At 68.9% G+C, this 16215-nt stretch carries 15 protein-coding genes and 7 pseudogenes; 10 read left to right on the top strand and 12 right to left on the bottom strand.

Annotation, left to right across the window (positions count from 1 at the left end; translation table 11 throughout):
- Together B9S61_RS36760 and B9S61_RS36755 are read right to left on the bottom strand one after the other, a co-directional pair.
- Nucleotides 1–409: transposase (locus B9S61_RS36760; protein WP_146064856.1), on the bottom strand; the 409-nt coding region annotated here is incomplete at its 3' end.
- Nucleotides 410–499: 90 nt separating this feature from the next.
- Nucleotides 500–834: pseudogene (locus B9S61_RS36755) on the bottom strand (transposase); the annotation flags it as partial.
- A gap of 847 nt (nucleotides 835–1681) precedes the next feature.
- Between B9S61_RS36755 and ectA the strand changes: the two are divergent.
- The 6 genes from ectA (at nucleotide 1682) to B9S61_RS36725 (ending at nucleotide 5647) form a co-directional block, all read left to right on the top strand.
- Nucleotides 1682–2158 carry a diaminobutyrate acetyltransferase gene (ectA, locus tag B9S61_RS36750; protein ID WP_258040058.1) on the top strand — a complete coding sequence of 159 codons (477 nt, stop codon included), beginning with the start codon at nucleotides 1682–1684 and terminating at the stop codon, nucleotides 2156–2158.
- A 61-nt stretch (nucleotides 2159–2219) separates the two neighbouring features.
- On the top strand, nucleotides 2220–3515 hold the full coding sequence (gene ectB, locus B9S61_RS36745) for a diaminobutyrate--2-oxoglutarate transaminase (protein WP_103546047.1): 1296 nt from the start codon (nucleotides 2220–2222) through the stop codon (nucleotides 3513–3515).
- A 65-nt stretch (nucleotides 3516–3580) separates the two neighbouring features.
- A complete protein-coding gene (locus B9S61_RS36740) occupies nucleotides 3581–3979 on the top strand; it encodes an ectoine synthase (RefSeq protein ID WP_103546046.1) in 399 nt (132 codons plus the stop codon).
- Between the two features lie 55 nt (nucleotides 3980–4034).
- On the top strand, nucleotides 4035–4940 hold the full coding sequence (thpD, locus tag B9S61_RS36735; RefSeq protein WP_103546045.1) for an ectoine hydroxylase: 906 nt from the start codon (nucleotides 4035–4037) through the stop codon (nucleotides 4938–4940).
- Between the two features lie 27 nt (nucleotides 4941–4967).
- Nucleotides 4968–5360 carry an SAV_915 family protein gene (locus B9S61_RS36730; RefSeq protein WP_258040057.1) on the top strand — a complete coding sequence of 131 codons (393 nt, stop codon included), beginning with the start codon at nucleotides 4968–4970 and terminating at the stop codon, nucleotides 5358–5360.
- A gap of 50 nt (nucleotides 5361–5410) precedes the next feature.
- Nucleotides 5411–5647: a hypothetical protein gene (locus B9S61_RS36725; RefSeq protein ID WP_103546044.1), complete on the top strand. Its 237-nt coding sequence runs from the start codon at nucleotides 5411–5413 to the stop codon at nucleotides 5645–5647.
- A 116-nt stretch (nucleotides 5648–5763) separates the two neighbouring features.
- Here the strand turns inward: B9S61_RS36725 and B9S61_RS36720 are convergent.
- The 3 genes and pseudogenes from B9S61_RS36720 to B9S61_RS43050 form a co-directional block, all read right to left on the bottom strand.
- Nucleotides 5764–6105, bottom strand: a pseudogene (locus B9S61_RS36720) (cryptochrome/photolyase family protein); the annotation flags it as partial.
- Between the two features lie 24 nt (nucleotides 6106–6129).
- Nucleotides 6130–6472: pseudogene (locus B9S61_RS36715) on the bottom strand (cation transporter); the annotation flags it as partial.
- A gap of 59 nt (nucleotides 6473–6531) precedes the next feature.
- Nucleotides 6532–6660 carry a hypothetical protein gene (locus B9S61_RS43050; RefSeq protein ID WP_258040056.1) on the bottom strand — a complete coding sequence of 43 codons (129 nt, stop codon included), beginning with the start codon at nucleotides 6658–6660 and terminating at the stop codon, nucleotides 6532–6534.
- Between the two features lie 400 nt (nucleotides 6661–7060).
- Here B9S61_RS43050 and B9S61_RS36710 point away from each other — a divergent pair, with 400 nt between their 5' ends.
- Nucleotides 7061–7330, top strand: a complete 270-nt coding sequence (locus B9S61_RS36710; RefSeq protein WP_103546051.1) for a hypothetical protein — start codon at nucleotides 7061–7063, stop codon at nucleotides 7328–7330.
- A 265-nt stretch (nucleotides 7331–7595) separates the two neighbouring features.
- Here B9S61_RS36710 and B9S61_RS36705 read toward each other — a convergent pair whose 3' ends face one another.
- Nucleotides 7596–8171, bottom strand: a complete 576-nt coding sequence (locus B9S61_RS36705; RefSeq protein WP_219820001.1) for a DUF421 domain-containing protein — start codon at nucleotides 8169–8171, stop codon at nucleotides 7596–7598.
- 288 nt (nucleotides 8172–8459) lie between these two features.
- Nucleotides 8460–9719: a cation:proton antiporter gene (locus B9S61_RS36700; protein WP_219820000.1), complete on the bottom strand. Its 1260-nt coding sequence runs from the start codon at nucleotides 9717–9719 to the stop codon at nucleotides 8460–8462.
- Nucleotides 9720–10301: 582 nt separating this feature from the next.
- Between B9S61_RS36700 and B9S61_RS36695 the strand changes: the two genes are divergently transcribed.
- The 3 genes and pseudogenes from B9S61_RS36695 to B9S61_RS43045 form a co-directional block, all read left to right on the top strand.
- A complete protein-coding gene (locus B9S61_RS36695) occupies nucleotides 10302–10565 on the top strand; it encodes a hypothetical protein (protein ID WP_146065039.1) in 264 nt (87 codons plus the stop codon).
- Nucleotides 10566–10775: 210 nt separating this feature from the next.
- Nucleotides 10776–12059, top strand: coding sequence for a sodium:proton antiporter (locus tag B9S61_RS36690; protein ID WP_103546042.1), 1284 nt, complete (start codon nucleotides 10776–10778; stop codon nucleotides 12057–12059).
- Between the two features lie 629 nt (nucleotides 12060–12688).
- Nucleotides 12689–13077 (top strand): annotated as a pseudogene (locus tag B9S61_RS43045) (family 43 glycosylhydrolase); the annotation flags it as partial.
- Nucleotides 13078–13329: 252 nt separating this feature from the next.
- On the opposite strand, the pseudogene B9S61_RS36670 reads toward B9S61_RS43045, so the two are convergent.
- The 5 genes and pseudogenes from B9S61_RS36670 to B9S61_RS36650 all read right to left on the bottom strand — a co-directional run.
- Nucleotides 13330–13530 (bottom strand): annotated as a pseudogene (locus B9S61_RS36670) (LacI family DNA-binding transcriptional regulator); the annotation flags it as partial.
- A 212-nt stretch (nucleotides 13531–13742) separates the two neighbouring features.
- Nucleotides 13743–14282 carry a MarR family winged helix-turn-helix transcriptional regulator gene (locus tag B9S61_RS36665; RefSeq protein WP_103546040.1) on the bottom strand — a complete coding sequence of 180 codons (540 nt, stop codon included), beginning with the start codon at nucleotides 14280–14282 and terminating at the stop codon, nucleotides 13743–13745.
- A 30-nt stretch (nucleotides 14283–14312) separates the two neighbouring features.
- A pseudogene (locus B9S61_RS36660) lies at nucleotides 14313–14723 on the bottom strand (PP2C family protein-serine/threonine phosphatase); the annotation flags it as partial.
- Between the two features lie 73 nt (nucleotides 14724–14796).
- Nucleotides 14797–15168 (bottom strand): annotated as a pseudogene (locus B9S61_RS43040) (DDE-type integrase/transposase/recombinase); the annotation flags it as partial.
- A 423-nt stretch (nucleotides 15169–15591) separates the two neighbouring features.
- The coding region (locus tag B9S61_RS36650) for a group II intron maturase-specific domain-containing protein (RefSeq protein ID WP_258040055.1) at nucleotides 15592–16215 on the bottom strand (624 nt) is incomplete at its 5' end.

Below are 16215 nucleotides of genomic sequence, written 5' to 3'. Positions count from 1 at the left end.
AGATACAAGCCCCGAGCGCGCCGGAGTACTGCCGGCCGGCGCCCACACAGTCCGTGGACGACTTCGCATCCCCTGTCTCGTCCACCACCAACACCACGTCCTGTCCGGCGAGTTCATCGATTACGAGGCGGGCGATCTCCTGCCGGGCCCGCTCGTGGTCGAACCGGGCGCGCGAGAGCAGGTGCTGCAGCCGGTGCGGGCCCGGATGCCCCAGAGCCTGCGCGAGCGTCCAGCAGTTCCGCGTGTCCACCTCCAGCAACAACCCCGCAACCAACTCCGCAGCCGTCGTCCGCGCCTCACGACGCGCGAAACAGCCCGCGACCGCCCACATCACCCTCCCGAACGTCTCGCCCCACGCCTGCTCGGCTATCGTGGCTTCCACGGCCACCGCGTCCTGATACGTCGTCACAAACGTTCATGATCGCGGTGGCCGTACTCATGCCCGCACCCGCCCCGCAAGGCGCTGATCAGCGCAGACGCTGAAACTACAGCTGCCGTGACAGTCCTCCAGGCCGAGGAGGTCAGCGCGGCGTAGTTCGGTCAGTAGGGCGGCGTGAAGGCGGGGCCAGACACCGGCCTCGGTCCACTCCCGCAGCCGGAGCCAGGCCGTCACGCCGGAACATCCCGGGGGTCTCCGCCGGGACGTCCCGCCAGGCGACACCGGTCCGCAGCACGAAGGACGCCGGCGAGTGCTGTTCGGTCAGGAACACGCAACCACATGGGATGCCGGTGGCGTCGTTCGGGAGCGGGTGGCAGCAACGGAGCCACCCGCTCCCACAGGTCGTCAGGAACAAGATCAGCACGCCCCCGGACACCCTGCCGACCAAGATCGTCGAGTACAAGACCCCCGGTATCTCATCGTGATGCGAGCGCAGGTCTGGCGTCGTTCGCCGGATCGTGCGCTCAGCCTGAGGCACCCTCCAGCGGAAGGTGGGCCGACGCCTGCGCTCGCGGATATCGGCGACCTGGCCCTGGAGAACCGAACCGGCCACGGCCTTCCATCGCCTCGCCGCACTGCCCCGTCCCGCCGACTGACCGGCAGGCCCCTGACCGCCCACGACCCGAAGGACCTTGGAGAACCCGACCACCGCGCCGGGTCTCCACCATGCCCGAACACCGAAAACGCTTCAGCCACCCGGCAGTTACCCCTCGACGACGCCTCATCGCCCCAACCGAAACGGCAAGGTCAGAGCGCGCCCGCCGAGGGCGGCGCGACGCCCGATAGGGGTGCTTCGCTACTGAGGTCGACCTTGTGACGGTGGGTTGCTTACAGTGAAGGCGCCGACCAGGTCCTGGGGCGAGGCAACCGCTGGCGTGAGTGCGGGTGAGGGCGTCGGTCAGCAACCGGTCACCGCCCCTGACGCGGGGGTTGAGGGAGCTGGATCAACGTGTCGGATTCTCTTGCCGGATCGGGGGAGTTTCCACCTTTCCCCGCTCTTAAACAGGCGGGTTCACCTAGGCATACGCGGCCCGGCGGACGTAACATCGAACCGAGGCATTACAGCGGCATTTCCGCGCGGACAACTGAATCCTGAGAGATAGGCACCGAAGTCAGTGACCCGGCGGGTCGAGCGGTCATCTGTCGGGCGCACAGAACGCGGATTGAACGAGGTCCGCTTGATTACATGCGCACGGTGGTTCGCGCAGCGAGAGCGAGGTGTGTTCTATGGGCACACTAGTCATGGCGATTCCCACGGTCGAGGACGGAGCTGCAGCGTGGCATATCGCCCGCGAATCCCGGGTACTCGACGCAAATTCCTCCTACAGTTATCTGCTGTGGTTTAGGGACTTCGCCCGTACCTCCGTGGTGGCATCGGAATCCGGCGACGGGCCGGTCGGATTCGTCACCGGATTCTGCCGTCCCGAGCAGCCCGACACCCTCGTCGTCTGGCAGATAGCCGTGGACCGCGGACAGCGCGGACGCGGCACGGCCAGTGCCATGCTGGACCACCTCACCGCCCGACTGACCGCGGACGGCACCCTGCGGCACCTGGAGACGACCATCGGCCCGGACAACGCCGCGTCCCACCGACTGTTCCGGTCCTTCGCCCAACGGCACGCGGCACCGCTCAAAAGGGACCTCCTGTTTTCGGCGGAACTCTTCCCCGACACGCATGAAGCCGAGTTCTTGTACCGCATCGGGCCGCTGCTCCGATGACCGGCCCCCTCGAAGGAACTGGGAACACAGTCCGTTCGCCCCTCCGTAAGGATCGAGCATCATGACGGTTACCCATCCCGCCTCTCACGTGTTCGAGAGGCTCGAGTCCGAGGTCCGCAGTTACTGCCGGGGCTGGCCCGCCCTTTTCGACCGGGCCGTCGGCAGCCGGCTGTACGACGAGGACCATCGTCCCTATCTGGACTTCTTCTCCGGTGCCGGGACGTTGAACTACGGACACAACAACCCGGTACTCAAGCGCGCGCTTCTCGAATACATCGAACGCGACGGTGTCACCCACGCCCTCGACATGTCGACGGCCGCCAAGCTCACCTTCCTGGAGACCTTGCAGGATACCGTGCTGGAACCGCGTGACCTGCCGTACAAGGTGATGTTCCCGGGGCCCGCCGGCACCAACGCCGTGGAGGCCGCCCTGAAACTGGCCCGCAAGGTGAAGGGCAGGGAAGTCGTCGTCTTCTTCACCAACGCCTTCCACGGCATGTCGCTGGGCTCCCTCGCCGTCACCGGCAACGCCTTCAAGCGTGCGGGCGCAGGAGTCCCACTGGTGCATGCCACCCCCATGCCCTACGACGAGCGGGCGGACGATGGCGAACCCGCATCCCGTTGGTTCGATCGGTTGCTGGCCGGCGAGGGCTCCGGCCTGGACGCCCCGGCGGCCGTGATCGTGGAAACCGTGCAGGGCGAGGGCGGGATCAACGTGGCCCGGGCCGAGTGGCTGCGTGACCTCGCCGAACTGTGCCGGCGCCGGGACATGCTGCTGATCGTCGACGACATCCAGATGGGGTGCGGCCGCACCGGCGCGTTCTTCTCCTTCGAGGAGGCCGGCATCACCCCGGACATCGTGACGCTCTCGAAGTCCGTCAGCGGATACGGACTGCCGATGGCGCTGACCCTGTTCCGTCCCGAGCTGGACATCTGGCAGCCCGGCGAACACAACGGCACATTCCGCGGCTTCAATCCTGCCTTCGTCACCGCCACCGCCGCGCTGGAGGAGTACTGGCGCGACGGCCGGCTGGAGAAGCAGAGCCTGGCCCGCGCAGAGCAACTCGAGCAGGCGTTGCAGGCGGTCGCCGACAGCCTGCCGGGTCCCGTACCGGCCGTGCGTGGCCGCGGGCTCGCGTGGGGCATGGAGTTCGCCGATCCGTCGCGTGCCACTGCCGTGTGCACCCGTGCCTTCGAACTCGGCCTGCTGCTGGAGACGTCCGGCCCCAAGGACCAAGTCGTCAAGCTGTTCCCGCCGTTGACCATCGACGACGAGGAACTGGAGGAAGGACTCACACTGTTCGGTCGTGCGGTGCGGGAGACCGGCCGGCCGCCGCGGTCCGCCGGGCCCCGCTGAGGACACGAGCGCACCGGCGACCGTGGGCGCACATGCCCACGCCGGGCAGAGAGGTGGCATCCATCGTGATCGTCCGTTCCCTGAACGAGATCGAGGACACCGACCGGCACGTCAGGGCCGCGTCCGGCACCTGGGAGAGCAAACGGCTCGTCCTGGCCCAAGAACAGGTCGGCTTCTCCCTGCACGAGACGACGCTCTACGCCGGTACACAGACGACGATGTGGTATGCCCACCACGTCGAGGCCGTGCTCTGTGTCGAGGGCGAGGCCGAACTGACCGACGAGGACGCGGGCGAGAAGCACTGGATCACGCCGGGAACGGTGTACCTGCTGGACGGCCATGAGCGGCACACCATGCGGCCGAAGACCGACTTCCGCTGCGTATGCGTGTTCAACCCGCCCCTGACCGGCCGGGAGGATCACGACGGCAACGGTGCCTACCCTCCCCCGGAGCCCAGTGACTGAGGAAATACCGAGCCGAGCCGGATGAATCCGGAATCGACGAAGCGTGAGGACGACCATGACGACGCTGTACAACCATCGCCGAACCACCGACCTGTACCCGACCCGCGGCACGAGCGAGGCGATGATGCCGCGTCACGACCCCGTGGTGTGGTCGCCACCCGGCACGCCCGGCCCCCTGGGGCGGGCCGGGCTGCTGGACTTCGAACGCGCCGGTTTCACGACCGTCGACGCACTGCTGAGCCCGGACGAGGTGGCCCTGTTCCGCGCCGAGCTGGACAGGCTGGTCCGGGACCCGGCCATCCGCGCCGACGAACGCAGCGTCGTCGAGCCCACGTCCCGCGACATCCGGTCGTTGTTCGAAGTGCACCGGATCAGCGAGGTGTTCGCCTCCCTCGTCCGTGACGAGCGCGTAGTGGGAGCAGCACGCCAGATCCTCGGCTCGGACGTGTACGTCCACCAGTCCCGCATCAACGTGAAACCCGGCTTCGGGGCGAGCGGCTTCTACTGGCACTCGGACTTCGAGACCTGGCACGCCGAGGACGGCCTGCCCCGCATGCGGGCCGCGTCGGTGTCGATCGCGCTCACCGACAACCACGCCACCAACGGAAGCCTGATGATCATCCCCGGCTCGCACAAGACCTTTCTGAGCTGCGCGGGCAAGACGCCCCAGGACAACTACAAGACGTCGCTGAGGATGCAGGAAGCGGGGACACCGTCGAACGAGGCCATCACCGCGCTGTCCGAACCGAACGGCATCCAGCTGATCACCGGCAGTTACGGCTCCGCGACCTGGTTCGACTGCAACTGCATGCACGGCTCGGGCGACAACATCACACCGTACCCGCGCAGCAATGTGTTCCTCGTGTTCAACAGCGTCGAGAACAGGGCGGAGGAACCCTTCGCTGCACCGGCACGGCGACCCGCGTTCGTCGGAGCGCGCGATTTCACCCCGGTGAGGTGAAGGCCGTGGGTGTGACCGGAGACCACCATGGCTGATGTTCGGCGGAGCGGGGAACCCACGCCCGGTGGACATGCGCCGACCGATCTGCTGTACGTACCCGTCCGGCCGGAACACCGCTGCTACGTGACGTGCTTCTTCCGCACCCCCAGCGGTCGCCGCACCGCCGTCGCGTTCACCTCCTGCGCACGGTTGCTGGCGACCCTGGGCCAGGACCACCCGTGGATCAGGCTTTCCGTCACCGCGCTGCGCGCCCTCACCGCGCCCCTCGGGTGCACCACGATCACCGTCGATCCACAGGCGTCGGTCCGCCCGGGTAGCGCCTCCCTCAAGCCCCGTCCAGGCTCCGGTGCGAACCTGTTGCCCGGGGGCACGGCCGAACCGGTGGCGGGACACGGCCCTCGCGCGGCGAGCGGTCCGTAGACGACGAGCACAGCCGGTCAGGCCGGCTACCACTCGGAAAGGAACACGACATGGCGGTCTGCGAGGTATGCGGAAATGACTACGCCCTGTCCTTCGAGGTGCACACGGCCGGTGACGGAGTGCACACCTTCGACAGCATCGAATGTGCCGCCCACCGGCTGGCGCCGATCTGCGACAACTGCCAGTGCAAGGTCCTCGGACACGGGCATCAGGTCGACGGGCGGTTCTTCTGCTGCGCCCACTGTGCCCGGGCACACGGTTACGAGACCCTCACGGACAGCGCGTAACCGGGCGGTGTGGCCGAGGCGCCGGGACGGCGGCCACAGGCGTTCCCCAGGGCGGTGCGGAGGTCGTTCAGTCCCCCACCCGATCCCGCTCAGTGCCCGTCCAAGCAGTGGGCGGGTCAGGGCGGTGCGTCACCGCGGGTCTGTTCCTGTCCGCGCACCTCGTCGAGGTCGTGGAGCCGTTGCAGCTGACGTACCGGTTGGGCCGTACGGTGGTTGTGGCCGAGGCGTTCCCGGTGCCGGTCGAGGAGGGTCCAGTAGCCGGCGGTGTAGGGGCAGGCCTGCTCGCCGGTCCGGTCGACCGGCCGGTAGCGGCACGGTCCGCACAGGTCGCTCATGCGGTGCACGTAGGCGCCGCCAGACGTGTAGGGCTTGGTCGTCATCCGGCCTGCGTCGGCGTACTGCGACATGCCGATGACGTTGGGGATCATGACCCAGTCGTACCCGTCCACGAAGCGCCGTACGCATGCTCGACCAGCTGGCCGGGCGATGACCGGGACGGCCAGCACCACGACGGTGACCAGCCGCTCCCTCAGCGGCCGCAGCTCGTCGGCGGCCTGCGCGGGCTCCGGTCCCGAGGCGGGCTCGGCGCGTACCGGCTCGGGCTCGCGGGCCGTGTAACCGGTCGCCTCCACCGTGGCGATCAGCTCCGGTACGGACACGCCACCGCCGTAACTGACCTTGGCCTTCTCCGTCGCGTAGTTGACCGTGGCGGTGACCCCGTCCATCCGGTTGAGCTTCTTCTCGATCCGGGCGGCGCACGAGGCGCAGGTCATGCCGCCGATGGCGAGTTCTACCTCGGCTGAGTCGGGGGACAGTGGTGGTCATCACTGCTCCTCGGGCTGATCAGAGCATAGGGAAGAGCTGAGGGAAGGTGGCCGGGCCCGTCAGGTCGCGCGGCCGGTGAGCTCTTCGCCGCCGCAGGCCGTCAGGGCGGCGAGCGTGACGAGGACGACGGTGCCGAGCGGGCCTCGGCGTAACCGGGGGACGCGGCGGGGTGAACCGGACCGCTGCATGAGGAGTCCTCCCTCAAGCAAGACCGTGGTGGACGCAGGGACGGGCACCGCGTTCCCTTCCGCGGGGGGTTCACACGCCCCGCCTCCGGCTGGGCGGACATCCCGTCGGCTGCGGTGGTGACCACTGCAGCGGCGATCCGGGCGCCGGGCGGCCTGCCGTCGGCGCATGCGGTGCCGCACCGGCCCTGAAGCCGTTCCCGGTTTCCGCACCGCTGAACGGCCGACCGCTCGCACACCGAGCAGCACGCGCATCCCGGCAGGCCCGCAGACCCGGAGCCGGCCGGGGGTACGACGCCCACGCCCCCGTTCGCGCCTGCCACGTGTCCCGCGCGGCACCACGGGTACCCGATCAGCACCGCATCCCGTACCAGTGAACGCTCCGTTCGAAGGGATGATCCGGATGCTCATACTCGGACTGCTCCTCCTCGCGGCCGTAGGGACCTTCACCGGCCTGGTGATCGCCGACAACGTCTCCGGTGGCCCCGAGTACACCGTGTCCGTACTCGGCCAGGACATCGCCACCATGAACACGCTGGCCGTCTTCTGCTCCGGCCTGGCCCTCGCGCTCATCTTCTGCGCGGGCCTGAGCGCGGTGGCGAGCGCAGCGGCCCACCGCCGCCGCGAGCGTCCCCGCACGCATGCGACTCACCCCGGTGGCCCCGGCCGGTAAGACGGGCTCGGAACACCCGGCTCGAGGACATTCGCGGGCCGGGCGGCCAGGAAGGGGCGCGAGACAGGGGAATCCTTCACCGTCCGCGGTCACCCGGCGAGCCGGGGAACGGCCGAGGTGACGGTTCCGCCCCTCGCGGGGCGACCGCCCAGTGCGGGTACCGCGGCAGTGGGCCCCGTCCCAAGAACCAGGCTCGCGCCGCTCGTTGGTAGTGCCTACCGTGGGTCCGAACCGCTTACGACGGCGGCGTCGAGGGCGAGCCCGTTCAGGCAGGTCCATGCCGGTCGCCATGCTCAGGGGCGGGCTGCTGTCCGACGTCGTGGTGGCGCGTTCGCCGCTGCGGCACGCCGTCCATGGCGCTTCCCGAGCCGTGTTGCGAGCGGGAGATCACGCTGAAACTGCCGTCCGTCTCCAGGACCACCGCGTGTACCAGCTCCAGCCCCCCGGTGCCCTGGGCGCGGATCGCCTGACGCACCTCGTCCGGTGTGACCCGTTGGCGTCGCATCGCCTCGTGGAGCAAGCGGCCCTCGTGCAGCAGCAGGGTCGGCTCGGCCTTCACCAGCCGGCGAACACCCCGGAAGCGGACCGATGCCCAGGCGGTGACGAACTGCAGCGTCACCAGCGAGCCGAGGGCGAGGGCCCCTTCCCACAGGGCCACCTGCCGGTTGAGCAGGATGGTGGCCAGGGTCGATCCCAGCGCGACCGTGACCACCAGGTCGAAGGCGTTCATCTTCGAAAGGGTCCGCTTGCCCGACGCACGTACCGCGGTGATGAGGATCGGGTAGGCCAGCCCCGCCATGACCAGTACACGGAAGATTTCATTCCAGGAATCGAAGAACACGAATCCTCTGGTACCCGGCGCAAGGGCCCCTCCCACAAGGACCAAGGTCCGAAAACCGGTCCGGCAGGCCGGCGGCCGCCCCGGCGCCGCCCGGCCGAGCCTCGAACGCCTTTCGGCCTCGTGCTCGTCGCCGGGAGGACACGGCCGGCTGCGTGGTCCGGCTCGCCGGCCGCCGGCTCGGCCGGTCGTGCGCCCGGAGACCGACGATGAGGCGCGTGCCGTCGTGCCGGACCGGGCATGCACCGCGCTCCGGCCCGGCGGTGGACTCACGGGTACACCTGTGCGGATTCACTTCACGGTCTCCTCGGTTCCTCCGGTGGCCGCTCGACGGTAGAGGGCCAGGCCGGGAGCCGTGGTGACGCCGTGCACGGCGGTGCTGACCGCGACGACCAGTGTCCCGGCTGCCAGAACTTCGGGGTCGGCGCCGAGCCGGTGGGCTTCCATGGTCAGATAGAACAGGGCTGAGACCCCGATGGGGCCGAACCAGCCCAGGAAGACGGCGTCCCGCCAGGACAGGGACAGGGGACGCTTGAGGGCGATCAGGACCGGCAGGCGGCGCACCAACAGCACACCGAGAACCAGCAGGATGCCGCGCCACCAGCCCAGCTCGCCCCACTCACGCCAGGGGATCATGGCTCCGAGCAGCACGAACAGCGACAGGACCAGGAAGCGGTTGATCGCTTCGTCGATCTTGTTCTCACTCGCTCGTTCGTCCACCGAGCTGACCGCGTTGAAGGCCAGGCCGCTGACGAAGACGGCCAGAACGCCGTCGAAGCGGAGCAGGCCGGACACGCCCAGCACGAAGACGGCCAGCAGCAGGGTGTACACCAGCAGGGGGCCGGGCGAGATGCTTCCGCTCCTCTCCGCCACGCGCAGTACTCTCCCGCCCAGCCAGCCCGCTGCCACTCCGAGAACGAGCGCACCCAGCACCTGCCACAGGGACTCCGACAGCGCTCGTGTCCCCGTCAGCGGTCCGGCGATCGCCACAGCGGCGAGCACCAGGGGCAGCGCGAGCCCGTCGTTGGCGCCCGACTCCAAGGAGAGCAACTGCCGGGTCCGGGCGGCGATCCCCTTTTCGGCGGGCTCGCCGGTGACGACGCTGGAGGCGAGCACCGGGTCGGTCGGGCAGAGAGCCGCTCCCAGCAGCGCCGCCGTACCGAGGCCGAGCCCGAGGACGACAGCCGATACCACCGTGGTGAGCAGCGCCATCCCGGCCATGGCCACGATCAGCAGGACCAGCAGCGGTCTCGCCCGCGCTCGCACATCACGGAACGGATAGCGCAGGGCCACGGCCATGACCGAGACCGCCAGGAGCAGACGGGAGACCTCGTGCAGTTCCTTGTGCCCCTCCACCACCGTGGGCAAATCGACGGCTCCCAGCACCTCCGGGCCGAGGACCATTCCCGTCAGCAGGGCCAGCAGCGGCGCGCTCAGCGGAGCTCGCTGAAGCCGTCCGGAGAGCGCAGCTACCACAAGACCCAGGGCACCGACCACCGTTAGCAGGACGTTCAGCATGCCCGTCTGCTTGCCCGGCCGTGAAAGGAACATGTCCTTCCAGCCCGTCAACCCGCCCGATGGACCAGCCCCGCCGCAGGCGACTGGCCCGGGTCATCGGACAGGTCCGTCGTGTTCCCGGGTGCTCCCATGGCTGGGCAAGCGGCTCGGCACCGCGTGAACCATCCACCGAACAACCCCCGGAAGGCGCAGGAAGTCGATCCGGGGTAGGAAGGGACGAGTCCAGGAACCAACGCCGTGGAGCCCGACATAGTCAATTCCGCGGAACGGGAGCCCGCCCACCTCCGGTCTCGACACCACCAGGCAACGGCAACTGCCCCACCCTGCGTACGTCACCGACGTGGCCGACGTACGCACTGCGCGGGAAAACCGGTACCGATGAGCCTCCAGCCGGTCTTCCCACCGCCCCATGCCGTGGAGCCACTTGTGGATGCGACGTCGTCGCCGGTCCCTCCACGGCCCGTCTCGCGGTTCCGCCTTGTGCGTGCAGCGGATCAGGGCCGAGCCGCCCCGGTGTTCTGCCGGAGCACGGAGTGTGGTGAGGTGAGACAGTGGCTGAGCACGCACACGAGGAAGGCTGTGCACGGACCGTCGACGAAACGAGGTCTCGTGGGCATGCTCCTTCAAGGAGGTGCCGGACCGGCGGCGGCACTGCTCGCCAGGTTGCTGGAGGCAACGATCCCGATCAGTACGGCGGCGGCCGCGGCACAAGAGGGCGGAAATGCCTTCGCCGCCTCGGTCCTGCGCGCTGGCGGCAACGGCGCGCTGGCGGCCGCGGTCTGTGTCGTCCAGTTCGCGGTGCTGCTTCTCTGCTTCAGAGGCATCCGGTTCTGCTGGAACCTCCCGCGCGGCCGGCGCTCGGAGCCGCGTCCGGTCTGAACCGGGGCCCGGTCGGCGCGCCGCGGCACGGAGCCCTGGCCGGGTCCGCGCTCGTGCGGTCACCCCGTTCCGGGCACAGCGGATCCGGACGGCACTGTGCAATGAGCAGGCCCCCGACGGGTACGCGTACCAGGCTCAGGCCATGACAGGGACACCTCCTGTTCCAGGGCCGACGTAGGAAGGGCCGGCCGACATCGGGGAGCGTTCCAGGTGGTACTCGTCATCGTCTTCGGAGTGGCGCTGCTGGTGGCCGTGATGCTGTCCGGGCTGGCCGCCCGGTCGGTGCTCTCCACCTCGCTGCTGTTCCTGGTGGGCGGCGCGATCGTCAGTGACGGCTTCCTCGGTCTGATCCACATCACCCCGGACAGCGACATCGTCGGAGTCACCGCCGACCTGGCGCTCTTCGCGGTGCTGTTCACCGACGGGATGCACGTCTCCTTCCCCGCCCTGCGCCGGTCCTGGCGCAACCCGGCCCGTGCGCTCGGCCTCGGCATGCCACTGGCCTTCCTCGGAGTCGCGCTGCTGACGCACTTCCTCGTGGGCCTCGACTGGACGACGTCTTTCCTGATCGGCGCGGTGCTGGCACCCACCGACCCGGTGTTCGCCTCGGCCATCGTGGGCCGCGAGGAGGTCCCCGCCCGGCTGCGGCAACTGCTCAACATCGAAAGCGGCGTCAACGACGGCCTCGCGCTGCCGTTCGTCCTCGTCCTCATCGCGGCCGCCGCACCTGCCGGCCACGCCGAGGACGTCGGCTTCGCCTCGATCGCCGGTGAACTCCTCCTCGGGCTCCTCTTCGGCGTGGCCCTGCCGCTACTCGTGCACTGGCTGGTCCGATTCCGGCTGCTGGGCGCGGAACCTTCGCTTCAGCCCTTGCTGCCGCTGGCGGTCGGAGTCATCCTGTACGCGGCCTGCCACCTCACCCACGCCAATCCTTATCTGGCCGCTTTCTCTGCGGGCGCGGTGATCGCCGCACTCGCGCCGCAGGCCAAGGACGCCTTCGAGCCATTGGGGGGAGCCCTGGCCGAGATGGCCAAGTTCGCGGCGCTGCTGGTCTTCGGCGCCCTGCTCACCCCGCACCTCTTCGGCGACCTGTCGATCGGCGGCTACGCGGTGGCGGTCTTGTGCATCTTCCTCATCCGTCCGGCCTCACTGCTGCTGTCCCTGGTGGGCACCGACTTCAACCGCAAGGAGAAGCTCACCGCGGCGTGGTTCGGCCCCAAGGGCTTCGCCTCGGTGGTCTACGGACTGCTGGTGCTCCAGGCCGGCATCCCGCAGGGCGAGGAGGCGTTCACCCTGATCGCCGTCACCATCGCCTTCTCGATCGTCGCCCACAGCAGCACGGACGTACCGATCGCACGGATCTTCGACGTCGAGGAACTGATCGGCCTCCCCGACGACGGAGAACCACGGCAACGGCCCCCGGCCTCCGGCATGCAGCAGGGGCACGGCGATACGGGAACCGGCAGCCGCAACGACCCGCCCCGTGCGTATTGAGCGGCTGCCCGCGCCGCCCGGTACGGCTGTCATCAGCAGGAGGAGCTCCGGAAGAGCGGCTACTGTCCCTCCGTTCCAGTACCGGTTCGTCACCAGGACGCCTCCGCGTCTTCTGTTGCGCACCGGCTGACACGACGGGGCCCACCTGCACGGGTGGGCCCCTTCTGAACTCGGCCACACCAACTCTCGCAAGGCTCTCGCAGACCATGTTCCCGACGAGTACCGAGAAATGCTCGAGACCGTAACTGGGGTGTGTTCCGGCCGAGGGCGAGGGAGACGGCCGTCAGGGCGCTGTTGAAGGAGACCTCCGAGAGCACGCCGGGCGCGGCGAGCGGTGGGCGCGGGGATCGTAGGAGAGGCCGAGGGCGTAGTGCAGGACGTCATAACCGCCGTTGCCGGACTGCGGGAGACGCGGTTCCTGCGCGCCACCCGCTCGACACCGCGGAAGGTCACCACGGACCAGATGTGCTCCAGCTCGCGGAACACGAGTTCCACCGATGTGCTGCGAACCTTGGGAGTCGGCTGTAACCGTACTGACGGATCGGCTGCTCGACGACGCGCCACCTCACCGCGTCGGGGAACCACGGTGACGGCACGACGTCCCGAGCCGGGACCGTGTCCGCCCGGAGATCTCCCGGGCGGACACGACGCTCAGCCGCAGGCGGTGCCGTGCGGGGTACAGGTGCTCGGCGACCCGTCGCCGCACACTCGCGGCCGCCACCGGCCCGGCCGCCGGCGCCCTCCTCCCCCACTCACCTTCTTGGTGGCCCCGCAATGGGGGGCCCGGCCTCGCGACCGCGGCCAGTACATGAACCCGGTGATCCGGCAGGACTTCGCGGACATCGACGTCATTCGCGTCGGCGACACCTACTACGCCTCGGCCTCGACGATGCACTACTCTCCGGGCGCGCCCGTTCTGCGGTCGTACGACCTGGTGAACTGGGAGACCGTCGGCCATTCGGTACCCGTCCCCGACCTCGGCGCCAAGTACGACCTGAACGGCGCCCGCGGCTACGTCACAAGCCAGCGGACCGGACGGCGGCGCTGCTTCCGCTGCTGGACCTCGCCCCCCTGGCCGGCTCCCTGGACGCCCCGCGCCGCGTCCGGGAGCCACCCGTTCGGACCAGGGCCCGCCCCTCCCGGACAACGAGGAGTCAGGCGCTGGCCCGGACGGCCAGGCGGGTGGGGAGGACCAGCGGGGTGGGGTCCTGCCCGTTGACGAGCGCGACGAGCATGCGCGCCATCTCCCGTCCGAGAGCCTCTACAGGCTGATGGACGGATCCTCTCCCGAGATGACCAGGGCGGCCGCTCCCGTCTGACGGGTGGCCAGCGCGCGGGCGGTCGGATTGGGTACGTAACCGAGTCGCCGCACGGCCCGTTCGACAGCCTCGCGCTTGGCTCGGCTGACGTGCGGGGCGTTGTTGAGGGCGCGGGAGGCCACGGAGCGGGACTCGCCGGCGCGTTCGGCCACCTCGTTGAGCGTCGGCTGCCGACGCGGCGCTGCTTGTGCGCAGACGGGTCATCAAGGGCGGATCCCCCACACCGGCGGAGAGCCTGCCGCGCCCATACGCCATCCCTCCGCCTCGCTTCGGCCGCCGCAATGCCGGCCCCGCGCGGAGAACGCCGCGCATGTCCCCGTCCCGGCCAGCACCGAGCTCCCTGTGGCCGGGACCGGCAGGCCCGTCAAGCGTCGCCGACTGCCGGGAGGTCTGTCGACCACCCCAGCGGATGAGGGCCCACCATGTCGTCCCGGACCGGAGCAAGCGGCTCTCCGCCTGCTTCGTTGAATGCGGCCAGCGCCTCGACGAGGGCCGATCGCTGTGTCGGGCTCAGCCGCTGCACGATCTCGGTGATCGCAGCGCGGCGGCGGGCGGTGACATCGGCGACCGTGCGGCTGCCTTCCTCGGTCAGCCGGAGCAGCGTCTCACGTCGGTTGGTGGGATTCGGCTGTCGGTCGGCGAGGCCGGCGGCGATCAGGCGATCGATCATCCGCATGGCGGTGGACGGGGCGACCTGCAGGAGTTCGGCGAGCGTGACGAGCTTGGTCGCGCCCCGTGCGGACAGCACGACGAGCATTCTGAACTGCGGGAGCGTCACGCGTTCCTCGACCGCGGCGAGGGACTGCGCGGACACCGCGACCAGCAGGCGGGACGCGGTCAGCACCGCCCGGACCACCAGGTCCACATCGTCCGTCGTTCCCACAGGGTCCTCACGCTCCGGCATGCGCCCTTTCTACCTCGTGCCAGTTGTTGCTCACTCACGCGGAGGGGACGGCTTTCCGTTCTCATCACCGTGGTAGCGCAGCAGAAGCATCGCAGCGTCATCGTGTGGCGGTCCGGCCACGTGCTGGGCGAGGTCTTCCCGCAGGGCTGCCAGGGCCCGGTGCGCGTCCGGGTCCTTCAGCAGGTGCGCCCGCTCACCGACGGGGTAGAAGCGGCCTTCCTTGTCGCGGGCTTCCGTGACGCCGTCGGTGTAGAGCAGGAGTTGCTCACCCGGGGCAAAGCTCAGTCGGTAGGGTTGTGGGCCCTCGCCACCGTCTTCCGCGAGTCCCAGCGGGGGCGTGAAGGCGGGCGGTTGGGGGAAGTCGACCGTTCCTTCCTTGCGTACGATCATCGGCGCCGGGTGCCCGTAGTTGATGAAGACGACCTCGTGCTCTGTGCCGATAGTCGGCGGTGTACTTCGTGGTCCTGAACTGGCTTTCCGAGTACGGGTTGTCGTTGCTGACCCTGGGGCGCGAGTGGCTCCTGGTGATGCCGAGGTCGATCAGCAGTTGGGACACCTTCTTGCTGGTCATCGAGGTGCCGCGGTCGGCATGCACGGTCTCGGGCACGATGCCGTTGCGTTCGATCGTCTCGCGGATCAACTCCTCGGCCCGCTCGGCCGTTTCGGCCCGTTCGACGGTGTGGCCGACGATGTAGCGGCTGAAGATGTCGATGATGACGTAGGCGTGGTACCAGATGCCCTTGTCCGGGCCGGGCAGCTTGGTGATGTCCCAGGTGAAGACCTGCGAGGGGCCGGTCGCGGTCGGCTCGGGGATCGTCCTGGGCGGGTGGGTGGCCTGGCGGCGGCGTTCGCCGTTCTGCCCGGCGGCGGACAGGATCCGGTACATCGTCCGTTCCGAGCACCAGTAGTTCCCCGCGTCCAGCTCACGCGCCCAGACCTGCGCGGGCGGCAGGTCGGCGTACTCCGGCCGGTTCAACAGCACCAGGATCTCTGCCCGTTCGGCCGGCGAGAGGGCCGAAGCGGGCGTGGGTCTTGGGGACGGTGCGGGCTTCGGCCTGGGGTTGATGTGACGGTAGTGGGTGGCGCGTGAGCGCCCGGCCAGCCGGCAGGCCGCTGTGGTCCCCAGCTGGCCCTGGACACCCGCGAACGCTTCGTCGATCACGGGTGCGGCGGCGTGCTTCAGTCCGCGCTCTCGGAGAGCAGTTCCAAGAGCGCGTTGGGTCGGGTGGCCCGGGGGAATCGCACCCCCGGGCTCCCACAGATCCCGGCGTGACAGTCTCCCGTCACCGGGCTCCTATCGCCCTCTTCGTCAGGTGACGTTGACCCATTTCCAGTGCGCGAAGAATGCAGGGTAGGCCGCTACGACCTGGTCCCATCCCCTCGTGGCCTTCTTGTAGGTCTTCAGCCGTTTATGCTTCTTCCGAACCCAGCGCAGCAGGTAGTAGTTGATGCGCTGGAGGAGGGGATACAGTTCGGTTTGATAGAACGTCCCGTAGTACTGCATCCATCCGCGAATGATGGGGTTCAGCCATTTCGCGAACTCCCCGAAGGAGTAGGTGACATGCATGTGAATCCGCCACGAGCGGACTTCCATGCTCATCTTCTTCAGGGCGTCCTTGCTGACCGCCGGAAGGAAGGACGTGAATACCTCGCCCTTCCGGTCGACCGCCGGGCGGTTGCAGAAGGTGAATCCAAGGAAAGTGAAGGACGTGGCGACTTCGCCGTGCGGCCTCGCCTTTCCGCAGTACACGATCTGCGTCTTGTCCGGGTGCAGCTGTAGCCCTACTTCTTCCATCCTGGCCCCCAACTGCGTCAGGACCTCCCGGGCCTGACGTTCGGATGAGCAGTGAATCACTGCGTCATCTGCATAGCGTTCGAACTGGACGCCAGGAAAAGTCCGGGTGATCCACATGTCGAACGCGTAATGCAGGAA

Source organism: Streptomyces sp. SM1, assembly GCF_002910825.1.
Taxonomy (GTDB): domain Bacteria; phylum Actinomycetota; class Actinomycetes; order Streptomycetales; family Streptomycetaceae; genus Streptomyces; species Streptomyces okerensis.
Note: the sequence above shows the minus strand (reverse complement) of the source record. Positions and strands in the feature narration are given on the sequence as shown.

Coding starts and splice junctions, on each gene's coding strand:
- ectA (WP_258040058.1), top strand. CDS start 1,682: ATGGCGATTCCCACGGTCGAGGACGGAGCTGCAGCGTGGCATATCGCC.
- ectB (WP_103546047.1), top strand. CDS start 2,220: ATGACGGTTACCCATCCCGCCTCTCACGTGTTCGAGAGGCTCGAGTCC.
- thpD (WP_103546045.1), top strand. CDS start 4,035: ATGACGACGCTGTACAACCATCGCCGAACCACCGACCTGTACCCGACC.
- B9S61_RS36730 (WP_258040057.1), top strand. CDS start 4,968: ATGGCTGATGTTCGGCGGAGCGGGGAACCCACGCCCGGTGGACATGCG.
- B9S61_RS36725 (WP_103546044.1), top strand. CDS start 5,411: ATGGCGGTCTGCGAGGTATGCGGAAATGACTACGCCCTGTCCTTCGAG.
- B9S61_RS43050 (WP_258040056.1), bottom strand. CDS start 6,660: ATGCAGCGGTCCGGTTCACCCCGCCGCGTCCCCCGGTTACGCCGAGGC.
- B9S61_RS36710 (WP_103546051.1), top strand. CDS start 7,061: ATGCTCATACTCGGACTGCTCCTCCTCGCGGCCGTAGGGACCTTCACC.
- B9S61_RS36700 (WP_219820000.1), bottom strand. CDS start 9,719: ATGTTCCTTTCACGGCCGGGCAAGCAGACGGGCATGCTGAACGTCCTG.
- B9S61_RS36695 (WP_146065039.1), top strand. CDS start 10,302: ATGCTCCTTCAAGGAGGTGCCGGACCGGCGGCGGCACTGCTCGCCAGG.
- B9S61_RS36665 (WP_103546040.1), bottom strand. CDS start 14,282: ATGCCGGAGCGTGAGGACCCTGTGGGAACGACGGACGATGTGGACCTG.